The sequence below is a fragment of the Microbulbifer variabilis genome, from assembly GCF_023716485.1.
GTDB lineage: Bacteria > Pseudomonadota > Gammaproteobacteria > Pseudomonadales > Cellvibrionaceae > Microbulbifer > Microbulbifer variabilis_B.
Genome location: NZ_CP092418.1, coordinates 665,001 through 677,091 on the forward strand (window position 1 = coordinate 665,001; position 12,091 = coordinate 677,091).

The following is a 12,091-nucleotide window of genomic DNA, read 5'->3' on the forward strand; positions in this document are numbered from 1 at the left end:
TGCGACTGTTTATTAAAAACATAGCACTCTGCAAACTCGTAAGAGGACGTATAGGGTGTGACGCCTGCCCGGTGCCGGAAGGTTAATTGATGGGGTTAGCTTCGGCGAAGCTCTTGATCGAAGCCCCGGTAAACGGCGGCCGTAACTATAACGGTCCTAAGGTAGCGAAATTCCTTGTCGGGTAAGTTCCGACCTGCACGAATGGCGTAACGATGGCCACGCTGTCTCCACCAGAGACTCAGTGAAATTGAAATCGCTGTTAAGATGCAGTGTACCCGCGGCTAGACGGAAAGACCCCGTGAACCTTTACTACAGCTTTGCACTGAACTTTGAGCCTACTTGTGTAGGATAGGTGGGAGGCTTTGAAGCAGTAACGCTAGTTACTGTGGAGCCGTCCTTGAAATACCACCCTGGTATGTTTGAGGTTCTAACTCTGGTCCGTTATCCGGATCGAGGACAGTGTATGGTGGGTAGTTTGACTGGGGCGGTCTCCTCCCAAAGAGTAACGGAGGAGTACGAAGGTGCACTCAGCATGGTCGGAAATCATGCAATGAGCATAATGGTATAAGTGCGCTTGACTGCGAGACAGACATGTCGAGCAGGTACGAAAGTAGGTCATAGTGATCCGGTGGTTCTGTATGGAAGGGCCATCGCTCAACGGATAAAAGGTACTCCGGGGATAACAGGCTGATACCGCCCAAGAGTTCACATCGACGGCGGTGTTTGGCACCTCGATGTCGGCTCATCACATCCTGGGGCTGAAGCCGGTCCCAAGGGTATGGCTGTTCGCCATTTAAAGTGGTACGCGAGCTGGGTTTAGAACGTCGTGAGACAGTTCGGTCCCTATCTGCCGTGGGCGTTGGAAATTTGAGAAGAGTTGCTCCTAGTACGAGAGGACCGGAGTGAACGAACCTCTGGTGTTCGGGTTGTCACGCCAGTGGCATTGCCCGGTAGCTATGTTCGGACGGGATAACCGCTGAAAGCATCTAAGCGGGAAGCCTCCTTCAAGATTAGATTTCCCTGACTCCTTGAGAGTCCTAAAGGGCCGTGGAAGACTACCACGTTGATAGGCTGGGTGTGGAAGCGTTGTGAGGCGTTGAGCTAACCAGTACTAATTGCCCGTGCGGCTTGACCATACAACAGAGATGGTTACTAACGACTAGCTAAGCTAGCGGATTGTGGAATGAAAGACACACAATGATCGCTTGCGGTGTATTACTACAGATTGTTTTACCGACTTATTTGGGGTTATCGCCGGTCAGCAGACCGAGGCAAACAGCGATAACACGGCAGGCCAAGCAGATTGCTTATAAGACCAACGCCAACCCAAGCCAGTTTGCCTGACGACAATAGAGTTGTGGAACCACCTGATCCCTTGCCGAACTCAGAAGTGAAACGCAACATCGCCGATGGTAGTGTGGGGCTTCCCCATGTGAGAGTAGGTCATCGTCAGGCTTCTAATCCGAAAAGGGCCACCCAATAGGGTGGCCCTTTTTTTATGTACAAAAAAATTGAATATATAAAAAATAAAAACAGAGAATAAAAAAATAAATTCAAAATACAGAATAAATAAAAAGCCCAATCGAATTTTTACTCGCAACACTCCCGCCGAAAAATCCAACCCGGTAAAAGCTAATGAAAAAAGCGCAGGCTCTAAAAAGCTCCGAAGAGCCTTCCCTCCTATAAATAAAGCACTTTCTTAAATTTTTTCTGTAAGGAAAAAATGGAAATACAAAAAAATAACGCGCTTTATTTAATCTGTACCTCAGGCACCACCAAAAAAATACCTGAAATTAAAAAGTGCTCTTTAACCTAGAAAAATTATTGCGTTGAAAAAAACGGCGCAGAAATACCAATAAAAATACCGGTGATTTTTTGCACGTTTTAATGAACCTGTGCAACCACGGGGCCTGGCGCGGATATACCGCAGTTATGCACAAGTCTATCCAGACTTTCTGTTAATAACGCCAAGCGGTGGAAAGTGGATAAATGGCTGGTGTTTTTTTACCCGTTGAAAAGGCCCCCGCGGAAACAGGGGCCTGAGCGTGGATATCCCTGAGTTATACACAGCTCTATCCATGGATTCTGTTAGTAACAGCCTGTTAATGGAATGGTCACCAGCAGGAAACAGAAATATGCCTTGCTGTTGTGGGTAACTTGGGGAATGGTACGAATAGGATAGGTGAGGTATAAAGAGCCTCCACTGAGGAGGCTCTTGTCGTGGTTGTGAGGTGCTTAGTTTACTCTTTTATTTTTGAGGGAATTCGGCCGAGGTTATCTTCCATCTCGGTGGCAAGGAAGGACATCACTACCCAGGCTGCGACGTTCTGGCGCAGGTTCTCTGGCTTCACCTTATCGAGGGTATCGTTAGGGGTATGGTGGTAGTCGAAGTAGTCGGTACCATCCTGGTAGAGACCGAAGGCAGGGACTCCTTCGGCGACAAACACGCTACTGTCTGGTCCGCCATAGGATTTGTTATGTCCGCGCTCAATGCCGAGAGGTGCTAGTAATTGCATCATTTGGTCGGCAATATCGAATTTACTCTCAGGCAAACGAGTATCAAATCTCCAGATCTTACCTGCGCCAAAGTCAGACTCAGAGATGGCAATAATATTATCCAGCTCGTGACGATGTGCATCTAAATACTGCTTGGCACCGACCAGGCCAATTTCTTCGGCGCCGAAGAGAACTACGCGCAGGGTACGGCGAGGACGCTTGGGGAGCTCGGCAATCAGGCGAGCGGTCTCCATTACTATGGCGACTCCGGCGCCATCATCCAGCGCTCCGGTACCTTCATCCCAAGAATCCAGATGGGCGCCAATAATCATGACTTCTTCGGGTTTCTCGCGGCCAGTAATTTCTCCAATAACGTTAAATGATGGGCCATCACTGTGACGCTGATTATCTATAACGAGCTTAACTTCTACCGGCTTGCCACGTTTCAACATGGCTTCTAAAAGGTTGGCATCCGGGGCTGACAGTGCCAGTGCGGGAACTGGGTTTTCGACATCATTAATAGACATCATGCCGGTATGGGCAAAGCGGTCAGAGTCTGTGCCCACGGACCTTAGGAGCAGTGCGGCAGCACCTTTCTCAGCGGCTGCACGCATACCTTTACTGCGCCCTTGCACTGCGGGGCCGTAGCCTTCACCCGTACGAGCTTTTTCCATACGCTTGTTGATGAAGGCTATTTTCCCTTTTACCTGTTTAGGGGAGGCTTGCAGTAGGGCTTCAACATCAAGAAACTCGACGATTTCCGCAGTAAGGCCACCTTTGGGGGTTGCTACGCTATAGCCCAGGGAAGACACCACCAGTGGTTGGGGGTAGGGCGAAACCACCTGGGCGTGGGCATGTCCACGTGTCCAGCGGGGTACTTCAATTTGCTCTGTATAAACCCGATCGAACCCCAGGGATTTCATTTTTTCCTGGGCCCAAGCCACTGCACGCCGATCACCTTCCGTACCTGCGCGACGGGGGCCCACTTCTACCGTCAAGGATTCAACGATGCTATAGGCATCAGAAGAAGTCAGGGCGCGATCACGCAATACTTCTGCCACGGACAGATCTTCCTGGGGTAGTGGCTTCGCCTGGGCGATGCTGATCGCTGTGGTTGCAATAAAGGCCCCAGTGAGGGTCAGCAGTTGTTTAAACATATGTTTATCCTTGATTAAAGCTCGTTGACTCAAGATCTAGGTTGTTTGTTAGGTGTGTTGATAAGTAGCCTACTGCGAATATGCCGCAGTTGTTCCAGCCCCTTCTCGGTAAATAAATAGGGCGGGTGATCACTGGACTCGTGCTCTTCTATTTCGAGACACTTGAGTCGCATTGCTTCCAGCTCAGGATCATGGCGCATTGGTATCGCCACTAAGGCACGCCATTCACTCTCGCTAGCCTGGCCCGTGATGGCATCCTCCAGGCCTTTAACAAAGCTGGCTCTGTCCATACGAAATCGCGGAGTGCGCAGATGCATTAATGTCCAGATCACAATGACAAAAGCACAGAAGGACAGCAGCAGAGTGAGGAACAGGGTCACTTTCTAGGGCTCCAGCAGTAATTTTATCGCGATGGTCATAGTAACGAGAATAACTACAGGCTTAATCAGTTTGGCTCCATGGGAAATAACCAGGTTAGATCCTAATCTTGCACCGATAATCTGGGTGCCCGCCATAGTGATACCGACTATCAGTGAAAAGTATCCGCCCAGCATAAATATAACCAATGAGGTGATATTGGTGGCCAATACCAGCGGTTTGCTTGATGCCGTGGCTTTACGCATGTTGTAACCCAGTAGAGCGGCGAATGCCAGGGCATAGAAGGCCCCTATCCCAGGACCAAAAAAACCTCCATAAAAACCAATCCCACCACCAATCAGAATGTTAAATAGCCCAGGGCTTATTCTGGATTTAGAGTCAATATCAGAAATTCGCGGCGAAAATGCGAAGTAGAGGGCGATGACGATAATTAATATCGGCAGTAGTGTATCGAGTATGTCTCCCCCGATTTTAGTGACTGCCCAGGTACCCAGAGCGGAGCCAAAAACGGCCGCTATCAAGCCCGGCCACTGGGGTTTCAGTTGTAAGTGCCCTTTTCGAAAATAGTTGAAGCTGGATGAGAGAGTACCGAAAACGGCCTGGAATTTATTAGTGCCGAGGGCATCTAGGGGGGGAGGCCAGCCCATAAGAGTGCGGGCAGGGTTAGCAGGCCTCCGCCGCCGGAGATGGCGTTGATAAAGCCAGCGGTGAAAGCCACCGCGGCGAGTATCAAATATGTGCTAAGGGTTAAATCGCTACTGAATTCTATCACGGGAGGAATCACTGCCCTCCAAGAGATCGGTTTGCATATTGTGGTGGAACCCTTGGTATTTACTGAAGCGACGTTGGATTTCCGTCATATCCTCTTCCAGGTTTCCAGTGGGATGGTAGAGGGAGTCCAGGCAGAAACGCTTGCGAGAAAAGTCCCAGGCAACCAGTAAAATTGGTACCTCGGCAGCATAAGCAATTCGCAGGAAGCCACTTTTCCACTTAGTGACTTTCTTGCGAGTTCCCTCGGGAGTTATACCGACCCACATTTTTTCGTTATTGCGGTATTGCCTAGCTACCTGTTTGGCGATGCCCCCTGCAGAACCACGATTGGTGGGCACACCACCGAGCCACATAAAGAGATTTTTAAAGGGGAAGAAAAAAGCTTCCTTCTTCATGAGCCAGGAAATTTTCACCCTATAAGCCATGATAAAAGGCATGGCCACGACAAAGTCCCAGTTGGAGGTGTGCGGGGCCAGGGCCACCATCACTTTTTTTTCCGGAGGGAAGGTACCTTCCAGGCGCCATCCCATCAGCCGGATCAGCAGCCTACCAATAGCAGCGGTCAGGCCGTTGCCTAGGCGGGGCATTTCTTCCGGTAATTCTTTCTGCTGACTCATTATTGATCTCTCTGTCTACTGCTCAAACATCCTGGAACTGACAAGCGATTTCAGGAAACGTCCACCCAAGTTAATGCTCGCGGGTGGCGTAGAAGCGAATATCTGGATAACGCTCCTCCGCCAACTGCAAATTCACACGGGTAGGCGCTAGGTAGGTCAGGTGTCCACTGCCATCTATGGCAAGGTTGGTACTTGCTTTGCGTTTAAAGTTTTCCAACTCTTTCACGCTCTCGCTTTCCACCCAGCGAGCAGTATTTACATTTACATTTTCATAAATGGCTTCCACCTTATATTCGTCCTTGAGGCGATAGGCGACCACTTCAAACTGCAGGACACCGACGGCGCCGACAATAATGTCGTTGTTATCCAGTGGGAAAAATACCTGGGTAGAGCCCTCTTCGGAGAGCTGCTGCAAGCCCTTTTGCAGTTGCTTTAGTTTTAAAGGATCTTTCAGGCGAATACGACGGAATAACTCCGGGGCGAAATTGGGAATGCCGGTAAACTTTAGAGACTCACCTTCAGTAAAGGCATCTCCGATCTGGATAGTGCCATGGTTGTGCAGGCCGATAATATCGCCGGCAATAGCCTCTTCCACGTGGGTTCGGTCGCCAGCCATAAATGTTACGGCGTCGGCAATTTTTATATCTTTGCCGATGCGTACATGTTTCATTTTCATGCCACGGCTATAAGTACCGGAACAGACGCGCATAAAGGCAATACGGTCGCGGTGTTTGGGGTCCATATTGGCCTGAATCTTAAACACAAAACCGGAGAACTTTTCTTCGTTTGGCTCTACCTGGCGCTCCTGGGTGGCGCGAGGCTGAGGGCCCGGGGCCCATTCGACAAATCCATCGAGCATTTCACGTACGCCAAAATTACCAAGCGCTGTGCCGAAAAATACCGGAGTCAGTTCGCCAGCTAAATAAGCTTCCAGATTGAATTCGTGGGTAGCGCCGCGTACCAGTTCGATTTCCTCGCGGATGTCCTCGGCATATTCGCCGAGTAGCTCATCGGCCTCAGCGGAGTCGAGCCCTTTGATCTGGATATCGTCGGGAATTGTGTGACCCTGGCCTTGAGTAAATACGTGAATTGTATCGGTGTAGAGGTTGTATACCCCTTTAAAATTTTTACCGGAGCTTAGTGGCCAATTGATGGGGGCGGCTTGGATATTCAAGACTTCTTCAATTTCATCCATCACTTCGATGGGGTCGCGAATATCCCGATCCAGTTTGTTGATAAAGGAGAGAATCGGCGTAGTGCGCAGTCGGCACACATTCATCAATTTGATGGTGCGGTCTTCGACACCCTTGGCGCCATCAATCACCATCAGTGCAGAGTCGACCGCAGTGAGTACCCGGTAGGTGTCTTCGGAGAAGTCTTCGTGCCCGGGGGTGTCGAGCAGGTTAACCGTGCGCTCCTTGTAGGGAAACTGCATCACCGAGGAGGTGACGGAGATACCCCTTTCTTGTTCCATGGTCATCCAGTCGGAGCGCGCGTGGGGACCTTTTTTCCCTTTAACCGAACCTGCCAGCTGAATGGCATTTCCGAATAAAAGTAGCTTTTCGGTCACGGTTGTTTTACCGGCGTCCGGGTGGGAAATGATGGCGAAAGTTCTACGTCTTTGAAATTGTTGAGAAAAATCTTGATTCACTTAGATTTAACCTTATCTGTGTACGCCCCTGTGTACACATATTGAAATATACCCCAAGGCCGAATCTGAAAGGCCGCATTATAACAAATTGGCCTTTGGTTTTGCTCTCGGGGGCTGACTAGTGGGCGCTACTTGGTCAGTTTGATTGGTGCGAATAAGGTACAGGATAAGCTCTTGGCCGCGTACATATGTTGTTGCTGGAGTTGAGTCTGTTCAACAATCCAGGCTTTGCACCAATGGTTAGTTTGTGCACTTCAAGTTTTGTACTCACATGACATTATTGACATTTGATGTCAGCGTGAGTTGAAATGGCTGTGGACTTGCTGAAAGTCTTTACACGTCATTTTCAAGGAGCAATGAAATGGAAGTTAAACGAAAATTTATTCTTACAGCGGGATTACTTGCATCTGTAGCATTCTCTGTACCAACACTGGCAGCTACATTATCAACAAGCATAGAGCTAAAAAATAATACTTCTTCTGATAATGTGCTCATTAATGGAACAAATTCAACCGGTATTATTTCTCCACTATTTCCAAGCCCTGCGGCAGCAAACAGTACGACTTTTCATACCTCAATAACTAATGGTGTGGCGGATGCTGGGGTATTAACCTATCAATCATGTAGGTTCAATTGGTCAGTAATCCAGATGAATGGCTATTATCAATTCTCAATAGGGGCAACCCCCTCATCTAAGTGCAGTTCAGATGTATTGGTTCAAAATGTATTCACAGGTGAATACAAAATAAGATTCAATATCGACGCTTAATCAAGGGGTCAATCCTTAGCGAGGGTGATGATGTGAATACCATCGCTAAGGATGAGGTGAGGAACATCTAGGCAGCTGCTTGATATGAAACTTGATCCTCCCATTGCTCTACATCATCAATCGCCCAAAGGTTATGGCTGCCAGAGGCTTTGATACGTGGTTTTGGGAATGGGTTGGTTTCACGCTCTACCCATCTAAAGATTGTACGGCTTGAGCAGCGGTAGCGTTCGCTTAAGTCTTTGGTTGACCAATATCCTTTAATCATAAGATTTTCCTTTTTGGCAATTTCTCAATGTCTCTGTTTTGAAGGTCTTCTAAGCGGCTGCTTGGTTACAGTCCCCGCTCAGTTGCTTTAAAGCTTGTTTGATTTTTTTCCCTATCCAGCGCACTACCGGCACCGCCTTGCTGTTGCCTATGGCCTTGTATCGGGGGCCATCGCTGGCCAGGTAATCGCACTCCTCGGCGGTGAGTTCTCGGCCCAGTTGGCGGCTGTAATAGGCCACCATTTCTGTTTCCACTTTCTTGCGAGTCTCAAGAGGAATTAAGGTGTGGTTATCGGGGAAGCCCTGCAGGCGTTCGCACTCCACAGGGGTGAGGCGGCGCGCAGCCAAGCCCTGGCGAACTGCGGCAAATCCTTGGCTAGGCTTGCCACCGCCAGAGCTCAACGTACCAACTAGTGGTGACTCGCGGAGCTCATCACGGCTGTTTTGTGCAAAGGCCACTGCTGTTGTGTGTGTTACCGAAAGCGCCGGGCTTAGGTTTTCACTGGCGGCGCACTGGGTTCCACTTAGTTCGGCGGGAAAGGCAATTGCGGGCTGTACCAAAAAGGTTTCGCTCTCGAAGTCCTGGCGCCCGGCATGGGCAGTAACTGCGTGGCTCACATCCACCGGACCAGATTGCCGGTTTTGCCCAAATGCTACAGGCAATAGCCCGCCGGGCATTTCCGCGAGGTCCCGGCCTGACTGCTCGCCATAAGTTGCAGTCAGGGTTCCGGTGGTGAGTTGTTCGGGCTCGATGCCCGCGCCACGACGCCTTCCAGCGCCTGCCGTAATAGTTCCGGCAACTTCTTGCGGCGTTTCTCGGCTCGGCGCAGAATCCCGGCGCAAGCCTTCGCGCTCAAAAAGTATCGCTGCGGGATCGAATCCTTCTCTAGCACTTGCGACAAGGAACACACGGCGGCGTCGTTGGGCCACTCCGAAATATTGGGCATCAAGTACCCGCCACGCGATTGTGCGGCGGGGTCCAATAACGTGACCTGACTTCGACCAGACTGGAAAATGCTGACGGGTTTTCTTGCACCACTGCCAATGGGCGCTGGACCGTCCTGGCTCAGGTTGTGGACCAGGAGTAAGGGTGTTGTCGTCACCTGCGAGCTCCGCGAGGAAGCAGCCAAAGGCGTTATCTTTCGAGCTAAGGACACCGGGGACGTTTTCCCACACGGCGATGGTTTTTTGCTCTCCCCGGCTGGTGCGAACATGGTCAATTGCATCGAGTAACTCCACATATTTGATAGTCAGCTGGCCACGCGGATCGCTCAACCCTTCGCGCATCCCCGATACAGAAAAAGCCTGGCAAGGTGTGCCGCCCACCAATACCTCTGGCGCTTCGACAGTGCCGCGCAGCACCTCCGTGGCAATCTTTGTCATATCTCCCAGGTTGCGTACTTCCGGCCAGTGGTGAGCCAGAACCGCAGAGGGAAATGGTTCAATTTCTGCAAACCAGATTGCATGCCAGCCCAGTTGCTCCCAAGCCACACTTGCCGCTTCGATACCGCTGCAGACGCTTCCAAACTTCATGATTCTTTCCCTCGTCTTTTAGCTCTGCACCAGGGCAAACCGCTGGCCGTTGCGTTTGAGTGCGCCTGCCTGTTGCAGGGCGTCGAAAACGGGTTTAACGATTCTGTATCCGCCGGTGATGCTGTTGCTGATGTTGCGTAACACTGGGCGGTTGCCGAATTCACCGGCGCAGATACGTTGGGCCAGTTGTTGCTGTTCTTTGCTCAGGTGGCTGGTGTGTTCTGGTTGTTGCTCTGCTGTTTCGGGCTGTTGAAACGGTTGTGAAACGCGTTTACCAACCGTTGCAGCGGCGTTAAACGCGAGTAACGCGACCAGTCCCACTATGTCGGTGATGATCGCCAGGGCCAGAAAGCCGATATGCTGAAGCCGCGCGGGGTCTGCGTTTAGGGTGTTGGCGAGGCTGTTAAAGGCGCTGTGTGTGTTGGCGGTTTGGCCGATGGTGGATAACTTCTCTATCAGCTGGGTTCGCTCAGTCTCCAATGTGGATAACTGCGCTGCGGTATTAAGAGCGCGCTGGCGGTAGCCGTTGTTGGCATCGGTGTTGATCAGGCCGTTTAGGGTGTTTATCTGCTGTTGCAGGCTGTTGAGCTGCTGTTGCAATGCTCGGTATTCCTGGCTGTTGCGGGCGCTGCGTTGTTGCTGCTCTTCGCTGTGGGTGGCGAGGAATCCAACGGTGGCGACAATGCTGATCACTACCAGCAGGGGCCAGAGGCAGAGTAGGGCATAGCCGCTCTTTTGCCCTTGGCTGCACAACCACAGGCCCAGCGGGGCGAAGCTGAATTTGCACAGTTCTAGGGCCACCGCAGTGGCACCGGCCACCAGCTGCCCGCCCAAACCTGCGGGCATGGATACCCAAAGCTGTACGGTAAAGGCCAAGCTGGTGCCGCAGAAGATTAGGGCGGCGATGCCGGTGAGGGATTGCCAGAGCTTCACGCGGCGGCCTCCGCCTGATGCTCTACTCTGCGAAACTCAATAACCCATACCCATGGGTTTTGGTCCCAACTGTCTTTGCCGTAGGTAGATTCCCAGAGAGCCCCATATGCATCCCTGGCCGACTCACCGCAAATTGGTGTTGGCCACGGCCCGCAGTGATACATGACAGTTTTAGTTGGCGGCGCTTGTAGGGTTGAATTAAGAACTCCTTCAGCTATAGCGTCTTCTTCGCTGATGTTCTGAATACGTTGAATTCGAATAGCTGTAATTTCTAAGGTGATACGGCTGGCCCAGCGGGGCATGTGGATTGAGGGGCGCCACTTCTCCCCAACCATTGAGCAGTCTTCCCCACATTCGTCCTCATTGAAAGGATTGAAGGGGTAATCGGCTCTATAGGTGACTTTTTTTTGGTGGCTAAGGTGGTGTGTTTCGCGCACCCATAAGCGGTCATCAGGCTTTCCAAGTGGGCAAGGGATATCCGCACACCCACTTCGCCAAGCTTGATTAATTACCTGATGCAAGGAGAGTCTAGGGGGCAAGCCGCCAATTTGTTTTATGGCCTCTTCATCGCTTACGCCATTAAATGGCTGCGGATTTATCAGCCTGCGCGTTTGGGTTTTACGTCCATCCAGAATTGCCCGCACCATATCCCCATTAAGTAAAATAGGTCTTTCTTTCATTATGCTGCTCTCCCTTTCTCCTGCTTACGATTCAGCAGAATCTCCGCCTGCCATCCGTGGTCTTTGTAGTGGTTGGGGTTGGCTTGGTTTTGGATGTTGTCCAGCTCTGGGCGCACCAGTTCCGCCAAATCGTTTAGGCGGACTCCGCGGGCTTCGAACTCGGTGGAGTCGGTATAGCGTTCGCCCTTTGGGGTTTTGCACTCGACAAAAACCGTTACCAGCCAGTGGTGTTGCCAATTGAGTATTTCGTGTTGGAGCTTGGCGCGGGCTATATCGCCAACGGCGCCGCCTTGGCGTCGATGGCTGATATCGAGAATGGGGTCTCCATCGGTATCCAGGCCGGTGCTGCTGCGGGCGGTGAGGACCAAGCCGGGCAGCCAGCGGTTTACCAGGCGGGCGTGTTGGGCCTGCTTGCTCATGGGTTTGCGGGGTTTACGCTTGGCCATTCTCTATTCCTCAATATCCTCTACCCACTTAGCCCGCACTGGGCGGGCTGAGAGAGCTATTTTTTAAGGGTTAAGCGTATTGAGGCTCGGCTGCGGCTATTAATTTTTTTGATGGGCGTTCGCACTCGTCGGGTTCTTGTTCCTTTAGCTCGCCTCTGTAGAATTTAAAATTTCTCGCCTTATCGGTTTTCTTGTCGAATATTTGTATCCAGTCAAGAAATGCTTCTGGTTTGGCGATTTCTTTAACTCGTTCCAATGCTTGTTCTTCAGTGTGTACGGACTCTTTAAAATCTTTTGCTCCGCCCATCATGAGGCTGTTGTAGCTGCCGCAAAAAATTGCAAATCGTTTCATTGGTTTCTCCCATTTTTAAAATGGGCTCCGTACAGGCAGCCCTAG

Annotated in this window: 12 protein-coding genes and 2 rRNA genes (1 of these 14 running past the window's edge); 3 read left to right on the forward strand and 11 right to left on the reverse strand. The window is 50.9% G+C overall.

All coding sequences use genetic code 11. The annotated features are described in order from the left end of the window. Both MJO52_RS02965 and rrf read left to right on the forward strand, forming a co-directional pair. Positions 1 to 1,136, forward strand: a 23S ribosomal RNA gene (locus MJO52_RS02965) (it extends 1,745 nt beyond the left edge of the window). Between the two features lie 203 nt (positions 1,137 to 1,339). Continuing rightward, positions 1,340 to 1,455, forward strand: a 5S ribosomal RNA gene (rrf, locus tag MJO52_RS02970). Positions 1,456 to 2,240: 785 nt separating this feature from the next. Here rrf and MJO52_RS02975 read toward each other — a convergent pair. From MJO52_RS02975 to MJO52_RS02995, 5 genes are all read right to left on the reverse strand, one after another. Next, a complete protein-coding gene (locus MJO52_RS02975) occupies positions 2,241 to 3,653 on the reverse strand; it encodes a M20/M25/M40 family metallo-hydrolase (RefSeq protein WP_252084474.1) in 1,413 nt (470 codons plus the stop codon). Between the two features lie 29 nt (positions 3,654 to 3,682). Next, positions 3,683 to 4,033 (reverse strand): hypothetical protein, encoded by a 351-nt coding sequence (locus MJO52_RS02980; RefSeq protein WP_252084475.1) that lies wholly within the window; start codon positions 4,031 to 4,033, stop codon positions 3,683 to 3,685. A 3-nt stretch (positions 4,034 to 4,036) separates the two neighbouring features. After that, positions 4,037 to 4,678 (reverse strand): TSUP family transporter, encoded by a 642-nt coding sequence (locus MJO52_RS02985; RefSeq protein WP_252084476.1) that lies wholly within the window; start codon positions 4,676 to 4,678, stop codon positions 4,037 to 4,039. A 108-nt stretch (positions 4,679 to 4,786) separates the two neighbouring features. Beyond that, positions 4,787 to 5,419: a lysophospholipid acyltransferase family protein gene (locus MJO52_RS02990; protein WP_252084477.1), complete on the reverse strand. Its 633-nt coding sequence runs from the start codon at positions 5,417 to 5,419 to the stop codon at positions 4,787 to 4,789. Between the two features lie 70 nt (positions 5,420 to 5,489). Further along, positions 5,490 to 7,070, reverse strand: a complete 1,581-nt coding sequence (locus MJO52_RS02995) for a peptide chain release factor 3 (RefSeq protein ID WP_252084478.1) — start codon at positions 7,068 to 7,070, stop codon at positions 5,490 to 5,492. A gap of 361 nt (positions 7,071 to 7,431) precedes the next feature. Between MJO52_RS02995 and MJO52_RS03000 the strand changes: the two genes are divergently transcribed. After that, positions 7,432 to 7,839, forward strand: a complete 408-nt coding sequence (locus MJO52_RS03000; RefSeq protein ID WP_252084479.1) for a hypothetical protein — start codon at positions 7,432 to 7,434, stop codon at positions 7,837 to 7,839. Positions 7,840 to 7,906: 67 nt separating this feature from the next. Here the strand turns inward: MJO52_RS03000 and MJO52_RS03005 are convergent, their stop codons facing one another. From MJO52_RS03005 to MJO52_RS03030, 6 genes are all read right to left on the reverse strand, one after another. Continuing rightward, a complete protein-coding gene (locus MJO52_RS03005) occupies positions 7,907 to 8,104 on the reverse strand; it encodes a helix-turn-helix transcriptional regulator (protein ID WP_252084480.1) in 198 nt (65 codons plus the stop codon). 49 nt (positions 8,105 to 8,153) lie between these two features. Continuing rightward, the gene (locus tag MJO52_RS03010; RefSeq protein ID WP_252084481.1) at positions 8,154 to 9,635 is read right to left on the reverse strand and encodes a DNA cytosine methyltransferase; all 1,482 of its coding nucleotides are present in this window, start codon (positions 9,633 to 9,635) and stop codon (positions 8,154 to 8,156) included. An 18-nt stretch (positions 9,636 to 9,653) separates the two neighbouring features. Continuing rightward, entirely contained in the window at positions 9,654 to 10,568 is a 915-nt protein-coding gene (locus MJO52_RS03015) for a hypothetical protein (RefSeq protein WP_252084482.1), read from the reverse strand. Then, positions 10,565 to 11,248, reverse strand: coding sequence for a hypothetical protein (locus MJO52_RS03020; protein ID WP_252084483.1), 684 nt, complete (start codon positions 11,246 to 11,248; stop codon positions 10,565 to 10,567). The genes MJO52_RS03015 and MJO52_RS03020 overlap by 4 nt, the downstream gene beginning before the upstream one ends. After that, the gene (locus MJO52_RS03025; RefSeq protein WP_252084484.1) at positions 11,248 to 11,694 is read right to left on the reverse strand and encodes a hypothetical protein; all 447 of its coding nucleotides are present in this window, start codon (positions 11,692 to 11,694) and stop codon (positions 11,248 to 11,250) included. Before MJO52_RS03025 ends, MJO52_RS03020 begins: the two co-directional genes overlap by 1 nt. Positions 11,695 to 11,764: 70 nt before the next feature. Continuing rightward, positions 11,765 to 12,046: a hypothetical protein gene (locus MJO52_RS03030; RefSeq protein ID WP_252084485.1), complete on the reverse strand. Its 282-nt coding sequence runs from the start codon at positions 12,044 to 12,046 to the stop codon at positions 11,765 to 11,767. Between the last annotated feature and the right edge of the window lie 45 nt (positions 12,047 to 12,091).

What these genes read in the sequence shown, in the direction of transcription:
- MJO52_RS02975 (WP_252084474.1), bottom strand. Translation starts at nt 3,653, where the DNA reads ATGTTTAAACAACTGCTGACCCTCACTGGGGCCTTTATTGCAACCACA.
- MJO52_RS02985 (WP_252084476.1), bottom strand. Translation starts at nt 4,678, where the DNA reads ATGGGCTGGCCTCCCCCCCTAGATGCCCTCGGCACTAATAAATTCCAG.
- MJO52_RS02990 (WP_252084477.1), bottom strand. Translation starts at nt 5,419, where the DNA reads ATGAGTCAGCAGAAAGAATTACCGGAAGAAATGCCCCGCCTAGGCAAC.
- MJO52_RS03000 (WP_252084479.1), top strand. Translation starts at nt 7,432, where the DNA reads ATGGAAGTTAAACGAAAATTTATTCTTACAGCGGGATTACTTGCATCT.
- MJO52_RS03005 (WP_252084480.1), bottom strand. Translation starts at nt 8,104, where the DNA reads ATGATTAAAGGATATTGGTCAACCAAAGACTTAAGCGAACGCTACCGC.
- MJO52_RS03010 (WP_252084481.1), bottom strand. Translation starts at nt 9,635, where the DNA reads ATGAAGTTTGGAAGCGTCTGCAGCGGTATCGAAGCGGCAAGTGTGGCT.
- MJO52_RS03020 (WP_252084483.1), bottom strand. Translation starts at nt 11,248, where the DNA reads ATGAAAGAAAGACCTATTTTACTTAATGGGGATATGGTGCGGGCAATT.
- MJO52_RS03025 (WP_252084484.1), bottom strand. Translation starts at nt 11,694, where the DNA reads ATGGCCAAGCGTAAACCCCGCAAACCCATGAGCAAGCAGGCCCAACAC.
- MJO52_RS03030 (WP_252084485.1), bottom strand. Translation starts at nt 12,046, where the DNA reads ATGAAACGATTTGCAATTTTTTGCGGCAGCTACAACAGCCTCATGATG.